At 67.2% G+C, this 15,241-nt stretch carries 15 protein-coding genes; 9 read left to right on the top strand and 6 right to left on the bottom strand.

The annotated features are described in order from the left end of the window. Positions 1 to 28: 28 nt before the first annotated feature. Genes BJ975_RS04585 through BJ975_RS16660 form a run of 3 tightly spaced genes read right to left on the bottom strand, consistent with a single transcriptional unit; the run spans position 29 to position 3,140 of the window. Positions 29 to 1,594, bottom strand: coding sequence for a peptide chain release factor 3 (locus BJ975_RS04585; RefSeq protein WP_179424022.1), 1,566 nt, complete (start codon positions 1,592 to 1,594; stop codon positions 29 to 31). A 44-nt stretch (positions 1,595 to 1,638) separates the two neighbouring features. Further along, positions 1,639 to 2,505, bottom strand: a complete 867-nt coding sequence (locus BJ975_RS04590; RefSeq protein ID WP_179424023.1) for a PhzF family phenazine biosynthesis protein — start codon at positions 2,503 to 2,505, stop codon at positions 1,639 to 1,641. Next, positions 2,502 to 3,140 (bottom strand): M23 family metallopeptidase, encoded by a 639-nt coding sequence (locus tag BJ975_RS16660; RefSeq protein ID WP_317628329.1) that lies wholly within the window; start codon positions 3,138 to 3,140, stop codon positions 2,502 to 2,504. Before BJ975_RS16660 ends, BJ975_RS04590 begins: the two co-directional genes overlap by 4 nt. A gap of 358 nt (positions 3,141 to 3,498) precedes the next feature. Here BJ975_RS16660 and BJ975_RS04600 point away from each other — a divergent pair, with 358 nt between their 5' ends. The 7 genes from BJ975_RS04600 (at position 3,499) to BJ975_RS04630 (ending at position 8,373) form a co-directional block, all read left to right on the top strand. Next, positions 3,499 to 3,675: a hypothetical protein gene (locus BJ975_RS04600; protein WP_179424025.1), complete on the top strand. Its 177-nt coding sequence runs from the start codon at positions 3,499 to 3,501 to the stop codon at positions 3,673 to 3,675. 125 nt (positions 3,676 to 3,800) lie between these two features. Beyond that, positions 3,801 to 4,646 (top strand): YDG/SRA domain-containing protein, encoded by an 846-nt coding sequence (locus BJ975_RS04605; protein WP_218845735.1) that lies wholly within the window; start codon positions 3,801 to 3,803, stop codon positions 4,644 to 4,646. An 86-nt stretch (positions 4,647 to 4,732) separates the two neighbouring features. Then, on the top strand, positions 4,733 to 5,443 hold the full coding sequence (locus tag BJ975_RS04610; RefSeq protein ID WP_179424026.1) for a hypothetical protein: 711 nt from the start codon (positions 4,733 to 4,735) through the stop codon (positions 5,441 to 5,443). A gap of 9 nt (positions 5,444 to 5,452) precedes the next feature. Then, a complete protein-coding gene (locus tag BJ975_RS04615; RefSeq protein WP_179424027.1) occupies positions 5,453 to 5,821 on the top strand; it encodes a hypothetical protein in 369 nt (122 codons plus the stop codon). A 46-nt stretch (positions 5,822 to 5,867) separates the two neighbouring features. Continuing rightward, positions 5,868 to 6,938 carry a hypothetical protein gene (locus BJ975_RS04620; RefSeq protein ID WP_179424028.1) on the top strand — a complete coding sequence of 357 codons (1,071 nt, stop codon included), beginning with the start codon at positions 5,868 to 5,870 and terminating at the stop codon, positions 6,936 to 6,938. Continuing rightward, positions 6,935 to 7,135, top strand: coding sequence for a helix-turn-helix transcriptional regulator (locus BJ975_RS04625; RefSeq protein WP_179424029.1), 201 nt, complete (start codon positions 6,935 to 6,937; stop codon positions 7,133 to 7,135). The genes BJ975_RS04620 and BJ975_RS04625 overlap by 4 nt, the downstream gene beginning before the upstream one ends. A gap of 2 nt (positions 7,136 to 7,137) precedes the next feature. Next, a complete protein-coding gene (locus BJ975_RS04630) occupies positions 7,138 to 8,373 on the top strand; it encodes a tyrosine-type recombinase/integrase (protein ID WP_223303364.1) in 1,236 nt (411 codons plus the stop codon). Between the two features lie 59 nt (positions 8,374 to 8,432). Here the strand turns inward: BJ975_RS04630 and glnA are convergent, their stop codons facing one another. Continuing rightward, positions 8,433 to 9,854, bottom strand: coding sequence for a type I glutamate--ammonia ligase (glnA, locus tag BJ975_RS04635; RefSeq protein ID WP_179424031.1), 1,422 nt, complete (start codon positions 9,852 to 9,854; stop codon positions 8,433 to 8,435). Between the two features lie 225 nt (positions 9,855 to 10,079). After that, positions 10,080 to 11,447, bottom strand: a complete 1,368-nt coding sequence (locus BJ975_RS04640; protein ID WP_179424032.1) for a CHAP domain-containing protein — start codon at positions 11,445 to 11,447, stop codon at positions 10,080 to 10,082. A gap of 189 nt (positions 11,448 to 11,636) precedes the next feature. Between BJ975_RS04640 and BJ975_RS04645 the strand changes: the two genes are divergently transcribed. Continuing rightward, entirely contained in the window at positions 11,637 to 12,815 is a 1,179-nt protein-coding gene (locus BJ975_RS04645; RefSeq protein ID WP_317628328.1) for a CpaF family protein, read from the top strand. Continuing rightward, positions 12,803 to 14,203, top strand: a complete 1,401-nt coding sequence (locus BJ975_RS04650; RefSeq protein ID WP_179424034.1) for a type II secretion system F family protein — start codon at positions 12,803 to 12,805, stop codon at positions 14,201 to 14,203. The genes BJ975_RS04645 and BJ975_RS04650 overlap by 13 nt, the downstream gene beginning before the upstream one ends. Here the strand turns inward: BJ975_RS04650 and BJ975_RS04655 are convergent. Then, a complete protein-coding gene (locus BJ975_RS04655; protein WP_179424035.1) occupies positions 14,176 to 15,201 on the bottom strand; it encodes a hypothetical protein in 1,026 nt (341 codons plus the stop codon). The genes BJ975_RS04650 and BJ975_RS04655 overlap by 28 nt on opposite strands. Positions 15,202 to 15,241: the final 40 nt, after the last annotated feature.

Raw genomic sequence — 15,241 nt, forward strand, 5'->3', positions numbered from 1 at the left:
CTGGAATCGGGGGGGGGAGGACGAGGTCTCAGCTGCCGCCGGCCGGCAGCTCGTCGAGCATGACGTCGGGGTTGTCACGGGCGACCTTGCTGGCTCGCCACTTGTCGGTGAAGAGCGCCAGGTGCGTGCCGTCCGCGCGCTGCAGCACCTCGGCGCCGCGCGTGCCAGCCAGCGCCCGGGCGCCGTCGGCGTTGGTCCGTCGGGCCACCTGGTACTCCAGGCGCGAGAGGCGGATGGGCGAGGAGAACTCGTTCTTCATGCGCTCCTCGACGACCTCGAACTGCAGGGGACCCACCGCCGCCAGGACGGGGCTCTGGTCGCCGCGGAGGTCGGAGCGGAGCACCTGGACGACGCCCTCCTGGTCGAGCTGCTCGATCCCGCGGCGGAACTGCTTGTACCGACCGATGTCGACCGCGGTGGCCGTCATGAAGTGCTCGGGGGCGAAGCTCGGCACCGGTGGGTAGTCGATGGGGTCGCCGTCGTACACCGTGTCGCCGACGCGCAGCGCCTGGGCGTTGACGAAGCCGATGATGTCGCCCGGCGACGCGTGCTCGGCCGCAGAGGTGGTCCGGCCGAAGACGGCCTGCGCGTACTTGGTGGCGAAGGGACGCCCGGTGGACGCGTGGGTCACGATCATGCCGCGGTCGAAGGTCCCCGAGACCACGCGCGCGTAGGCCAGCCGGTCGCGGTGGGAGGTGTTCATCCCGGACTGCACCTTGAAGACGAACGCGCTGAAGGCGTCGTCCACCTCGCGGACCGTGCCGTCGACCCCGGTGGTCGCGCTCGGCCCGGGGGCGAGCTCGAGGAGCAGCTCGAGCAGCTGCGCGACGCCGAAGTTCTGCAGCGCCGAGGCGAACATGACGGGCGTGGTCTCGCCGGCGAGAAAGGTGGCCTGGTCGTGGTCGTAACCGTCGAGGGAGAGCAGCTCGCTCTCGTCGGTCGCCGCGGACCAGACGTCGGCGTCCATGTCCTCGACCTCGCTCGGTGCCAGCCGGCGCTCGGGTGCGCGCTCGGCTCCTCCGGCAGTGCGGGTGTACTTCACGAACTCGCCCGTGCGGCGGTCCAGGACGCCCCGGAAGTCGCCGGCCTCGCCCACCGGCCAGGTGAGGGGAGTGGGGCGCAGCTTGATCTGCTGCTCGATCTCGTCCATGAGGCCCAGCGGCGACAGGCCCGGCCGGTCCCACTTGTTGATGACGGTGATCACCGGGATGCCGCGCAGCGCGCACACGCGGAACAGCTTGAGCGTCTGCGGCTCGAGGCCCTTGCCGGCGTCGACCAGCATGACCGCCGAGTCGACCGCCGACAGGACGCGGTAGGTGTCCTCCGAGAAGTCGCTGTGGCCGGGCGTGTCCACCAGGTTGACCACGTGGTCGCGGTACACGAACTGCAGCGCCGCGGACGTGATCGAGATGCCGCGCGCCTTCTCCATGTCCATCCAGTCCGAGACGGTCGCCTTGCGGTCGTCCTTGCCGTGCACGGCACCGGCCTGGTTGATGACGCGCGCGTGCAGCGCGAGCGCCTCGGTCAGGGTGGACTTGCCGGCGTCGGGGTGGCTGATCACTGCGAAGGTACGCCGGGGGCGCTTGTCGGACACCAATCGAATCTACTCGGCGACCCTGGGGGCAGGGTCGGGACGGGTCAGATGTCGGCGCCGGACTCGTCGATCGGCGCGGCGCGGCCGCTGACGGCGACGGTCTCCACGTCCTCGTCGAGGTCGACCAGCAGCTCGCTCGGGCGGCCCATGTCGTGGCCCTGGTGGATCGTGGCGCGCGAGGGCAGCGGCACGAGCGCGAGGTCGCGCAGGTACCCGCCGAACGCGGCGGCGGCCGCACCGGTGGCCGGATCCTCGACCACGCCGCCCGGCGGGAACGGGTCGCGGGCGTGGAACGTGGTCGCGTCCTCGGCCCAGAACAGGTGCGCCGTCGTCCACCGCTCCTGCGCCATGAGCGCGTCGAGGGCGGCGTAGTCGTAGTCGAGCGCGGCCAGCGTCGCGCGGTCGCGGACGGCCACGAGGAGGTGGTCGTTGCCGGCGAACGCGACGTGTGCGGGATAGGCCGGGTCGAGGTCGTCGCGGCTCCATCGGAGCGCGTTCAGCGCCTCGTCCAGGACGTCGGGGTCCACGGGGCGCGTGTGCGCCGGGGGAGAGGTGAGGGTGGCGACGAGGTGCCCGTTCTCGTGCCGGGTGTCGACGCTCACCGGCCCCGCGGGGGTGCTCAGTCGGAGGACCCCGGGGCCGTGGCGCTCCGCCCAGGCCACCGCGGTGGCCACCGTGGCGTGCCCGCAGAAGGCGACCTCGGCGACGGGGCTGAAGTAGCGTATGTCCGCCGCGACCTCGCCGTTCGTCGACGCGCCCGCCACGAGGAACGCCGTCTCGGAGTAGCCGACGTCCTGCGCGATCGCGAGCATCTCGGCGTCGGACAGCCCCCGCGCGTCGAGGACCACGCCGGCAGGATTCCCGCCGCCCTGGTCGGTCGTGAACGCGGCGTACCGCAGCACCTCGGTCATCGTGGCTCCTCTTCCTCGGGCGTCTGCTCCGCGTCGATGATCTCGCCGTTGCGGGGCAGCCGGCCACGAAACGCGATCGGCACGGCCGTGGCGTTCGGCACGTCGGCGCGGTCGAGGGCCTGCACGTGGACGTGCGGCTCGGTGCTGTTGCCCGAGTTCCCGCATCGTCCGAGCGGCTCACCGACCCGCACGGTGTGGCCGAGCTGCACCCGGACGCTCGACTGCTGGAGGTGGCACACCGCGGCGACGACGCCGTCCGGCGTCTCGATCATCACGTGGTTGCCCGCCAGTGCGACCCAGCCCTCGGTGGCTCGCCCGCGCTGCGTGAGCGCGTAGCCGACCGACGGCAGCCCGCGGTACGCCTCGTGGTCGGGCGCTCCGTCGTGCATCCCGACGACGGTCCCCGCGACCGGCGACAGGATCGGGCGGCCGAACCCCGGGAACCTGCCCGGCGGCTCCGGCGTGAAGAGCGATCGGGTGTTGACGGGCGCCGTCCTTCCCGCCACGTCGACCGGAACGAAGTCGATCGCGAACGAGGACGCGAACAGCGCGGTCCCGTGGCTCGGCACCCGGTTCGCCGGGCTGTTCCGCACGAGCCACCGCCCCGCGAACGGGTACTCCAGGTCGACGATCACCGTGCCAGCCTCCCGCCACCGTTCTCTCAGGATGATGCATTCGGGTACCGCAGCGGGGACGAATGCCTCATCGTTCGTCGCCCGGGGAACGCGAACGGCCCCCGACCTTCGCAGGTCGGGGGCCGTCCGTCGAGCAGGTCGACTCAGATGTCGTAGTAGAGAGGGGTTCAGTCGTGGATCTGCGTCTGACCAGCGGAAATGCCAGTAGGAGTGGTTCGCCGGCGCACACTCGGCGCACAAGAGCGGATCTGAGGCTCCGGTGAGGCCAATCGATCTGCCGAACTCGTGCTTCGTCTGTTCGCGTCGCGTAGGGCGATTCTGGGGAGCATTGGCTTTGTATGAGGTGGAGGGGAGCGCCATGACCGACATCTCGATCGTCGGCTTCTGTCTCGCGCATCGGCTCTCGTCCATCGAAGGGTGGCGCGATCACATTCGTTCCAAGGGCGCAGTCCACGAGTTTGCCGAGCCAGTCGAGCTCAGGGCTTATGAGCTTCCTCGTTTCATGGCAGCGGCCCAGGACGCCTTTGGGTTCTAGGACGCGCGAGGGATGGGGTGGGGCATCTCGGGGGGACGCAGAGGCTCCGCGCGCCGCGAAGCGGTGCGTGGAGGGGCGGGCCCTGCCCCATCCCTCGCGCGGCCGGCCACCTATACCCTTCGGCCATGAGTGTGGCTAGTGAGTTTGGTGAGGTTCGTGGTGTTGCTGTGGGAACGTGGTTCGAGTCGCGAAGCGCCGTGCGTGACGCGGGTTTGCACCGTCACCTCATGGCCGGGATCTCTGGCAACTTCTACGAAGGCGCGGATGCCATCGTTCTGTCCGGCGGCTACAAGGACGACGAGGACCGCGGCGACTGGATCCTCTACACAGGTCAGGGCGGAAACGAAGCGGGCAGGCAGGTCAGAGACCAAACGCTTACCAAAGGAAACTTGGCGCTCGCGCTTTCCGAGGAACAAGGCCTGCCGGTAAGGGTGATCCGAAAGCAACGACGTGGCGGCGTCGACGGCTACGTCTACAGCGGGCTCTACTCCGTGCGGCGCCACTGGGTCGAGGCGAGCTCCGACGGACCGCTGATCTATCGATTCGAACTCGACCGTGAGCCGTCACAGGGGGAATGGGAACCCCAAGAAGCGACGGGTCACCGTGCCACAAGTGTCATGCAACGCATCGTTCGAAACAGCTCGGTGACGCAGTACGTGAAAGAGCTCTACGACTTCACGTGCCAATTCTGTGGCGTGCGTCTCGAAGTTGACGCCGGTGCGTATGCCGAGGGCGCGCATGTGCGGCCGCTCGGCGGGGTTCACGCCGGTCGCGATGCGATCTCCAACGTTCTCTGCCTCTGCCCGAACGATCACGTGCTTTTCGACAAGGGCGCGACATTCGTGGACGCGGAGTCGAGGCTCGTCCGCACGGCAACGGACGAAGTGATTACGGAGTTGTCCCTTGAGCATTACGTTAATCCCGGAAACTTCTCCTACCACCGGACACGGATCGCCGGCCAGGCGTACTAGCGGGTGCGCGTCTGTAACACAGCACCCGCAAACTGCATTATCGACGTGGTTCCAATAGCGAACCTGGATTCTCGGAGGCGCTCAGCGTGAACGAATCAGTTTCGAATATCGATCTCGTCAACATCTTCTCGAGCGTTGCCTCTATCGTTCTTGCGCTGGTTGCCCTGGCGCTCTCCATTTACTTCTACCGGCAGAGCGTGGCGGAGGCTAAACAGTCCGAGAAGAGCGCCGGCGAGATCTCGTCGAGTGTTGCGAAACTGGAAAAGTTGTTCGACACGCTGTACTCAGACACCTTCTCGATGATGAAGGACACGGTTACGGACATGAGACAGCATGTCTGGACGAAATCAGATACGGGCATCGCGGTTCAGACGGACACCTCGGCAGACGACGGACCGGTCGCAGGCCTTGTCGAGAGGTTGGAAACGCTTGTCGCGAAAATCGACAGCGCCACTGAGTCTTCGAACGGGGCCGTGCAGCTTGACGCGCAAGCTCTGAAACAGATCGGCGAGCTAGTCGAGCAGGCGGCCTCGACTTGGAAGCCGCCGGCATCCCAGAGCATCTCTGGCGTCGGAGTGAAAGCGCTTCTGAGGGAACGACTGTCGAAGGCACGAGGCGGCAGCACCGTTCCCCTCGAACGCCTCGTTAAGTTCGCCGAACGTCTGCGTGTCTCAGAGGTCGAAGTCGTCAACGCGCTCTTTGCGATGAGGTCGGCTGGTGAGATCGAGTGGGACGGGTCAGCGGGAACGCTCAAACCGAACACTCAGATCCGACTCGTTGAGCAGGGGAGTCGCTAGTCTGAGACTGTGAGCGACTTCCGATCCGAGCCGATGCCGACAGCCGAAGGTCGGGGGCGAGCACGCGCAGCGTGGGATGCATACGCGGCTGCGAGCCAGAAGGTCTTTGGACCCGCGGTCGAGACGCTGCTCGGGGGCGCGATCAGAAGTGTGTCCGCCAGCACTGTCGCGGATTTGGTGGGTTTCTGGGTGTTGTGGCACCTCCACGGTGGCTTCGAGGGCCTGTTGAAGCTAGGGATGAGCCGCGCATCGATCTACCGGAAGGTGGCGCTATTTCGCAAGCTCTTCGGGAAGCATCCGGACGAGTTCGAGTTCCCCGGAATCACGCTGGACGTAGCGACCTATTTCGGCACTCAGGAAGACCAGCAAGAGACTTAGTCTCAAATGTGCGACTCAACGGTCAGATTCGTGTATCGTCTCAAGTATGAGACTAGGGCGCGAAACGAAGCCGTTGACGGAGCTTGCCTCCGGCTTCGACGCGCTGTACATGACGGCAGAGTGTGTGCTGCCGAAGTTGTTCTTGGCGGACCTCAAGGCAGCTCAGGACCGGGCGAGGGACGAGGGTTCGCCCTCGCCGCTTGAGTTGGGCCCCGAGACGTTTCTCGTAGGGGAGCGGGGCATCAACCGCTACCGATACGCACTCCACCACCCCAACGGGCTTATCGCCCTGACGCAGAGCAAGAATCTGCCGGCCGTCTCGATCCAGCCTCGGGCACGGTTCATTCATGCCGTCGGAGTAGAGCCGGCAACGAGATGGTTCTCTGAGCTTGTCGAGAGCATTGTCGGGCCTGTTCGCTGGAAGGCGAGTCGCGCGGACCTCTTCATGGATTCGCATGGCTGGGACCTCACGGGCAACGACCGGGAGCGCTTCCTCTGTCGCGCGAAGGACCTCCGTACGTGGGAGTCGCATTCAGCGTTGACAGGCCTCGGGTTCGGGTCCGGGAAGACGCTGTCGGCCCGCATCTACGACAAGACCGAGGAGATGCGGGCGAAGGGAAGTGACTGGTGGCCGGATGTTTGGGGCGCCGACTACCTGAGCTCGGAGCGTGTGCTCCGAGTTGAGTTTCAGCTCCGCCGGTCCGTCATCAGAGAGGTCGGACTGGACTCGCCGGAGGACGTGCTGCGAGAGGCGCCCCGTGTCTGGGCGTACCTGACCGACGAGTGGCTGACCTTTCGCGACCCAAGCGGAGACAAGACCAGGTCACGTTGGCCCGTTTCACCGGCGTGGACGAGTGTCCAGGCAGCAAGCCTGAGAGCCGAAGCCGTGGGTCTGGAGCGAGTCTCGGCCGGCGAGCGCGCAGGTTCGATCCGGCGCTTACTCCCGCAGCTTCAGGGCTACCTGAGCAGTGCCGGCGCCCTCTTGAACGCGACGACGCGCGAAGAGACGCTTCACCGTGTTGGCCGGCTCCTGGAGGCGGAAGCGGAGCGAACTGGCATTAGTTTCGAGCAGCGTCTCGCGGGGAAACGGGCTGACTTGAGGGCGGTGGGAGCATGAGCACCGCAATGCCTGAACGGCTCTGGACGCTCGATGAAACGGCATCCTTTCTCGCCATTCCTCCTTCGACGCTCTACAAGCTCAACCACAAGCGAACGGGCCCGGCGTTCTTTCGGGTAGGAAAGCACTGCCGTTATGATCCGCGGGATGTTCTTGCGTGGCTCAAACGCCACGCCCATCTCCCGGAGCAGGCGTAACCATGGCGTCTGTCTCTGATCGCTGGCACGTCGTGGACCCCGCAACGGGCAAGCGACGTCGATCCCCGCGCTACGGCACGGGGAAGCGCTGGCAGGTCCGCTATCGGGATCCGGACGGGTCCTCACGCAATCGATCATTCGAACGGAAAGCTGACGCAGAACGCTATCTTGTCCAGCTCGGCGCTCAGCTGCTCGACGGTTCGTATGTCGATCCGAGAGGCGGACGAGTTCCATTCGGCGCTTACGCCGAGGAGTGGTTCGAGCGTCAGACGTACGGCCCTACGTCGCGGGAGTCGGTTCGGCGGCGTCTCGACGTCCATGTGCTTTCGACTTGGCGGGACACTCCGTTGGTGAACATCCGATCGAATGACATTCAGAGCTGGATCCGTGGACTCCAAGACATCTTGGCGCCCTCGACGGTTCGACAGGTGTTCGTCGTGTTCAGTGCGGTTCTCGGCGCGGCCGTTGCGGATGGGCTGTTGGTCTCGAACCCGTCTCGAGCCGCTTCGGTTCGCCTACCGCCAGTGCCGTCAAAGAAGGTCCATCCGTGGACGGCTGATCGGGTCGGAGCGCTCCTAGACGCTCTGCCGCCGCGATACCGACTTGCTGCCTCGCTGGCTGCCGGCTGCGGCCTCCGGCAAGGGGAGTGCTTTGGAATCCGGCTCGAGGACATCGATTTCCAGAGGCGCGAGGTCCACGTTCGACAGCAGGTGGTCCTGCTCGAGTCAAGACCGATGATCTCGCCGCCTAAGTACGGACGTACTCGCATCGTCCCGGCGCCGGCGTGGGTCCTCGAGGCCGCGGAGGGTCACCTCGAGCACTGGAAGCCGCTCGAAACGGGCCTGCTGACCTATAGCCGCGAAGCGAAGCCAGTCAACAAGAATTACTTCAACGCATCCGTATGGCGTCCTGCGCTGGACGCGGCAGGGATCCCGCGAGGGCGAGAGAACGGGATGCACGCGCTTCGCCACACCTGCGCGTCGCTGTGGTTGGAGAATGGCGTCAGCATCAAGGCGGTCTCTGAGTACCTGGGCCACGCCGATCCCGGGTTTACGCTTCGGGTCTATACGCATGTCATGCCCACGTCCGGTGATCGAGCGCGCAACGCGATGGATGCGGCGTTCGGCAAGGGGCGGAGCCCCGCGAACGGCGCACCCATCGCGGGCGCACCGTCGGCGCACGAGAGCACGACAATCGTTGGACAACAACGGAAAGCTTCGGCCAGTGATTCTGGCTGATATGAAAGGGAAAGGCCCCGCCGCACCATGTGCGACAGGGCCCTTCCGATCCCGACAAATCAGATGTCGTAGTACAGCTCGAACTCGTGCGGGTGCGGGCGCAGCTGGATCGGGAGGATCTCCTCGTTGCGCTTGTAGTCGATCCACGTCTCGATGAGGTCGGGCGTGAACACGTCGCCGACGGTCAGGAACTCGTGGTCGGCCTCGAGCGCGTCGAGCACGGCGCCGAGCGAGGTCGGGACCATGTCGATCTCCGCGTACTCCTCCGGCGGCAGCTCGTAGATGTTCTTGTCGATCGGGGCCGGCGGCTCGATCTTGTTCTTGATGCCGTCGATGCCGGCGAGCAGCAGCGCGGAGAACGCCAGGTACGGGTTGCTCGACGGGTCGGGGCAGCGGAACTCGATGCGCTTGGCCTTGGCGTTGGCGCCGGTGATCGGGATGCGGACGCAGGCCGAGCGGTTGCGGGCCGAGTAGACCAGCGCGATCGGGGCCTCGAAGCCCGGCACCAGACGGTGGTAGGAGTTCACCGACGGGTTGGTGAACGCCAGCAGCGACGGGGCGTGCTTCAGGATGCCGCCGATGTACCAGCGGGCCGTGTCGGACAGGCCGCCGTAGCCGGACTCGTCGTAGAACAGCGGCTCGCCGTTGTTCCAGATCGACTGGTGCACGTGCATGCCCGAGCCGTTGTCGCCGAAGATCGGCTTCGGCATGAACGTCACGGTCTTGTCGTTCGCCCACGCGGTGTTGCGCACGAGGTACTTGAACTTCATCGTGTCGTCCGCGGCCTTGAGCAGCGTGTCGAACTTGTAGTTGATCTCGGCCTGGCCGGCGGTGCCGACCTCGTGGTGGCCGCGCTCGAGGACCAGGCCTGCGTTCGACAGGTGGGTCATCATGTCGTTGCGCAGGTCGGCGAAGCGGTCGGTGGGCTGGACGGGGAAGTAGCCGCCCTTGTAGCGCACCTTGTAGCCGCGGTTCTCGTGCAGCTCGTCGCCGGTGGACCAGGCGGACTCGGCCGACTGGATCTCGTAGTAGCTCTTGTGGGCGCTGGTGCCGTAGGAGACGCGGTCGAAGATGTAGAACTCGGCCTCGGGCGCGAAGAACGCGGTGTCGCCGATGCCGGTGGTCTTCAGGTAGGCCTCGGCCTTGCGAGCGATGTTGCGCGGGTCGCGCGAGTAGGCCTCGCCGGTGATCGGGTCGTGGACGAAGAAGTCCATCGCGATCGTCTTGGGGTTGCGGAAGGGGTCGACGTACGCCGTGCCGTAGTCCGGCAGCAGCTTCATGTCCGACTGGTCGATGGTCTGGAAGCCGCGGATCGACGAGCCGTCGAACGCGACGCCCTCGGCGGCGGTTCCCTCGTCGAACGCCGAGATCGGCATCGTGACCTGCTGCTGGATGCCCGGGAGGTCGGTGAATCGGATGTCGATGTACTCGACGCCTTCGTCCCGGACAAACTTGAAGAACTCGTCGGCATTGCCGAACATTGGGCCTCCTCGACCGCGGTGCGGCTGGTAGATCGGTGCGGACAGCATCTCCCTGCGTCCACCTAGAGGCTAGGTCGGGGCAGTTTCCCGTCCATCACCGGATTGTTACATGCAGGTTACGCGTTCGCAGGTCGGTGCCGAGGTGCCGGGTGTGAGGCCCGAAGGGCACGCCGAAGGACCCTCGCGGGCTGGAAATCCGGTCTGAATCGGTCGCGACGTCGCGGCTCAGTACTTCGGGTCGGCGTAGAACACGACGTTCGACGTGTGTCGCTTCACGATGTGCACGCCGCGCGGATGGGCCATCCCGCCGCCGGAGGACACGTTGCCCTCGACCGTCCACACGTAGTCGCCCTGGTGCTTCGCGACGATGCCGACGTGCGACGCGGTGCCCTTGCTGAAGTAGCCGATGTAGGCGAGACGGCCGACGCGCGGCGTCTGCGAGGTGCGGCCGCGCTTGCGCTCCGCCTTGAGCAGCGAGCCGAAGGACTTGGCCTTGATCACCGAGCCGGGCTTGTCGGCCGCGTACGCGAGCCAGGAGACGAAGAAGCCGCACCACGGGTCGTAGGCGCCCGTGCGCTTGATCCACCGGTTGTACTTGCTCTTGCGCGGCTTGGGCTCGCGGTAGCCCACCTGTGAGCGGGCGACGGCGACGAGGTCGGCGGCGCCGAGCTTGGGCGAGACGGCCGACGTGACGGTCTTCTTGGCCTTCTTGTTCACGTAGACCGCGCCGGTGCGGAACTGCTGCAGGCAGGCGCCCTCGGGCAGGCCGCAGCGCAGGTCGCCGGTCGGGGCGCCCAGCGATCCGCCTGCGCCCCCGCGAGCGCGCATCTGCTTGAGAGCGTGGGTGCGCACGACCGACGTGCGGCCGCCGTACTGGACGAGCGTGGCCTTCGTGTACTCGCGGTAGACGTAGTTCCTGGCGCGCTTGACGCCGCCCTTCGGTGAGCCGAGCAGGAACGACATCGCCTTCTCGCGGCTGGCGAGCGAGCGCTTCCCGTACGTGCGCTTCACCGTGATCTTGGGGGAGTAGCGGTGGCGGCTGACGATGGCGCGGTACTTCCCGCTCTTGGGCACCTTCGGCATCCATGAGTACCAGCCCTTGGCCGAGGTGCGCACCGTCGCGACCTTGACGCGGCCGTTCTTCGTGTCGCGGTAGATCCGCACCTTGGTGCGCGCGTGCGGCTTGCCGCTGGTGGTGAGGACGCGGCCGCGGAGCCAGAAGTTCTCGCGGGTGAGCACGCGGGTGTCGGCGCCGCTGTTGATGCGGATGCTGACCCAGCGGCCGGACTTCGCCGGGGTGTTCACCGAGGGCGCGGAGGCCGCGGTGGCGGCGGGCGCGCGGGACGCGGTGGTCCGGCGGGCGGGTGCCGCAGGAGCCGCGGCGGAGGGCTCGACGGCCGGCTCGGGCGCCTCCGGGGAGGCCGTCTCCGGCTCGGCCACCTCCTCCGGCTCGGCGGGCTCCGACGTCACCTCGGCCGACGGTGCGACCTCGGGTTCGGGCTCCACCGACTCGGCATGACTGGGCAGGGCGATCAACGAGAGGACGAGGGCGAGGGCCACGGCCGTGCTTCCCCGACGAGCAACGCGCACCATGCCAAAAGGGTGCAACACTTCCGGCCCATCCGCATCTGCCGCCCCCTCGATCCCGCTCAGGAAGGTGCTCGTCCACAGCCGTGGGACGACCCCTTGCGCCGGTCACTGCGAGCCCGGCAGGATGCGGCGCAGTCTGGACGGCTTTCGGGGGGAAGCATGGATGTCTTGGGGGACCGTGTGAGGGCCTTGGTGCGCGAACGGCGCATCGACCCACGCACGGACATCGACGCCGTGCGTCGCGCGGCCGCGGAGGCGGTCGCCGAGCACGAGCAGCGCAGTCTCACGGGAGCCGTCCGGGCGCTCGAGGAGCCCGACCACGTCGTCGGCCAGCTCGTGGCCGACCTGGTCGGCTTCGGGCCGCTGCAGCGCTTCCTCGACGATCCCGAGGTCGAGGAGCTCTGGATCAACGAGCCCGAGCGCGTCTTCGTCGCCCGCGCCGGGCGTCATGAGCTGACCTCGGTGATGCTCACGGCACGGCAGGTCCGCGAGCTCGTCGAGCGGATGCTGTCCTCCAGTGGACGACGCCTCGACCTCAGCCAGCCGTTCGTCGATGCCATGCTGCCGGGCGGGCACCGCCTGCACGTCGTGCTCGACGGCATCACGCGCGGCTTCACGGCCGTCAACATCCGGAAGTTCGTCGCGAAGGCCGGCGGGCTCGACGACCTCGTCGCGCTCGGCACCATCGACGACCGCGCGGCGGCGTTCCTCACGTCGTGCGTCCAGGCAGGGCTCAACATCGTCGTCAGCGGAGGCACCCAGGCGGGCAAGACCACCCTCCTGAACTGCCTCGCAGCAGCCATCCCCGGCACCCAGCGACTGGTGTCCGTCGAGGAGGTCTTCGAGCTCAAGACGTCGCACCCCGACTGGGTCGCGATGCAGACCCGTCAGGCGGGCCTCGAGGGAACCGGCGAGATCACCCTGCGGATGCTGGTCAAGGAGGCGCTGCGGATGCGGCCGAACCGGATCATCGTCGGCGAGGTCCGCGCCGAGGAGGCGCTGGACCTGCTTCTCGCCCTCAACTCCGGGTTGCCGGGCATGGCGTCCATCCACGCGAACTCCGCGAAGCAGGCCTTGGTCAAGCTCTGCACGCTGCCGCTGCTCGCCGGCGAGAACGTCTCCGCCGGCTTCGTCGTTCCCACCGTCGCCACCGCGGTCGACATCGTCGTGCACACCGGGATCGACACGTCGGGCCGCCGCGCGGTGCGCGAGATCGTCGCCACCACCGGGCGCTCCGAGAACGGGATCATCGAGGCCGAGCCGATCTTCGTCCGCCGAGCCGGGGTGCTCGAGAGGGGTGCCGGCACGCCGCAGCGCCGCGAGGCCTTCGAGGCCGCTGGGATCGACCCGGGAGCGCTGTGGGAACGCTGATCGGGCTGACCTTCGGGATCGGCCTGCTCCTCATGGCCGAGAGCTGGAACCCGAGGCCGAGCCGGCCCCAGCGCGCCGTGCGGCGGCACCCGCTCGAGTCGCTGCTGCTCCGCGCCGGGATGCCCGATGTCGCCCCGCGCACGGTCGTCGCCGCCGTCGCCGCGGCAGCGGTCGCCGGGACGGCGGCTGGTGCGGTCACGTCGGTTCCGGTCATGGCCCTGCTCGCCGGCGCCGCGGCCGCGTGGACGCCGTTCGCCGTGGTCCGCTCGCGAGCCGCCCGACGGCAGCGCGAGCATGCGGAGGCCTGGCCCGATGCCGTCGACCATCTCGCCTCGGCCGTGCGCGCGGGCCTGTCTCTCCCCGAGGCGCTCATCCAGCTGGGGCAGCGCGGTCCCGAGCCCTTGCGGGACCCGTTCACCCAGTTCGGCCGCGACTACGGCTCGTCAGGGCGGTTCGCCGAGAGCCTCGACCGGCTGAAGGCACGGCTCGCAGATCCCGTCGGCGACCGCGTCGTGGAGGCACTCCGGATCGCGCGCGAGGTTCTCGGGGGAGATCTCGGACGGCTGCTGCGGTCGCTCTCGGGCTTCCTGCGCGACGACCTGCGCACCCGCGGCGAGATCGAGTCGCGGCAGTCCTGGACCATCGGCGCCGCCCGGCTGACTCGTTCCATTGGCGAGTCGCTGGGCAGCAACGCCGCCATCACTCGCCGGCTGCGTCGCTGCGCGAGCGATGACGACGTCGAGGACTTCCGGGTCCGCCAGGCCACGTGGGGCGCGATCGGGCTCGCGATCGCCGTCGCCGTCTCGCTGCTGGCGTGGTCGGCGGCGCACCCGCCGGTCGTGGCGCTGCTGCTGTGGTGCGGAGCCGGACTCGTCGGCGGCTGCCTCGCCTGCGACCAGGCGCTCTCCTCGCAGGTCCGCCGGCACGAGACCCGGATGCGTGCCGAGTTCCCGACCATCGCCGACCTGCTCGCGCTGTCGGTCGCCGCAGGGGAGAGCCCCGTCGCCGCGATCGAGCGCGTGAGCCGCGTCAGCCACGGCGCCCTGTCACTGGAGCTCGGCCGCGTGCTGGCCGACGTTCGTGCCGGCGCCACGGTCGTCGATGCCCTCGACGTGCTTGCAGCGCGCACGGGAGTCCTGAGCGTGGCGCGCTTCGCGGAGGCGCTCGCGGTCGCGATCGACCGGGGGACACCGCTGATCGACGTGCTCCACGCCCAAGCGGCCGACGTTCGCGAGACCGCTCGCCGCGAGCTCATCGAGTCGGGCGGACGTCGCGAGATCGCGATGATGGTGCCGGTCGTCTTCCTGATCCTCCCGGTCACGATCGCCTACACCCTATGTCAATTTGGGAGTATTGATGGTCATCGGAAGGCATCGTTCAAGGAGTAAGAGAGGTGAAGTGCTTCCGGCCACCCCGCGTCGGCAAAGGTCTCGAGGATCTGGCGTAGTTGGTTGAGTCGGATTGGGTCGTGAAGGACCGTCGCGCGGTGGAAGGCCAGGTACTGGCCCACGATCTCTACGACAGTGGCCACGCCCAGAGTTTCGTATCGAAGCGCAGGACTTCCTACGACACAGTCGCTGATCGCGTCGAAGACTTCGGGAGGGTCCACATCGACCAAGGACTGAAGGATTTGCAGAAGGTCGTACGCGGTCCTTGGGTGGAAGCTGGATGTCATCGCGCGGAGTATCGGCTTCGCCTGGAGATACCAAGCCGCCCGCTGTTCATCTGTCGGTCGCTCCGGATACGAGCTCGACTCATACGCGCCGGATGCGAAATAGAGCTCCGTGACGAGTTGGTCAGCAGCTTTTATAACCGCGGCGTCAACGGACGGAGCACGTAGTCGTTCGGAGAGTGTGGAGGCAGCTACGGCGACTAGCTCCATAAACTTGGCTCGCTCGCTAGCCGTTCGCTCGAATGAGAGTCGAGATCGCATGACGGACATGGCGGCTTCGAACTGAATGCGGTGCTCTGTGGGATCGGTGTACCAGGAGCGGAGGGTGTCGGCGCACCGACTGTCTGGCAGCACGGCAAATAGCTCGATATGCACGGCGGCCCAGACTCGCGCGAGTTCGTGGAGTTCGGACTCGTCAGATCCCTCGATAAGATCCGGAACCGCAGGGCCGCCGCTTCGAGACGCGCTCAAACCCTGAACGAGCTCGTCGACCATTTTAGGATCCAGTCCCTGTGCAGAGTGGAGGACGAAAGAGAGCAGTTCCGCATTTTCCTCGCGCTCGCCGAACCGCGTCAAGGCGGTTGCTAACTCTTCCGAGTCGGGGTAGAGAATGGGCGCTGCGCGGAGCGCCGTTGTCCGGACGTGATCTTCGGGGTCCGTCATCGCGGACACAAGCACCTCGCGGAGCTCAGATGCCAACTCCGGCAGCTCCACTCTCGCCCGATAGTAGAGACGAACGCAGGTTTCGATCGCT

Source organism: Aeromicrobium tamlense, from assembly GCF_013408555.1.
Taxonomy (GTDB): Bacteria; Actinomycetota; Actinomycetes; order Propionibacteriales; family Nocardioidaceae; genus Aeromicrobium; species Aeromicrobium tamlense.

What these genes read in the sequence shown, in the direction of transcription:
- BJ975_RS04605 (WP_218845735.1), top strand. Translation starts at nt 3,801, where the DNA reads ATGAGTGTGGCTAGTGAGTTTGGTGAGGTTCGTGGTGTTGCTGTGGGA.
- BJ975_RS04620 (WP_179424028.1), top strand. Translation starts at nt 5,868, where the DNA reads ATGAGACTAGGGCGCGAAACGAAGCCGTTGACGGAGCTTGCCTCCGGC.
- glnA (WP_179424031.1), bottom strand. Translation starts at nt 9,854, where the DNA reads ATGTTCGGCAATGCCGACGAGTTCTTCAAGTTTGTCCGGGACGAAGGC.
- BJ975_RS04640 (WP_179424032.1), bottom strand. Translation starts at nt 11,447, where the DNA reads ATGGTGCGCGTTGCTCGTCGGGGAAGCACGGCCGTGGCCCTCGCCCTC.
- BJ975_RS04625 (WP_179424029.1), top strand. Translation starts at nt 6,935, where the DNA reads ATGAGCACCGCAATGCCTGAACGGCTCTGGACGCTCGATGAAACGGCA.
- BJ975_RS04600 (WP_179424025.1), top strand. Translation starts at nt 3,499, where the DNA reads ATGACCGACATCTCGATCGTCGGCTTCTGTCTCGCGCATCGGCTCTCG.
- BJ975_RS04590 (WP_179424023.1), bottom strand. Translation starts at nt 2,505, where the DNA reads ATGACCGAGGTGCTGCGGTACGCCGCGTTCACGACCGACCAGGGCGGC.
- BJ975_RS04630 (WP_223303364.1), top strand. Translation starts at nt 7,138, where the DNA reads ATGGCGTCTGTCTCTGATCGCTGGCACGTCGTGGACCCCGCAACGGGC.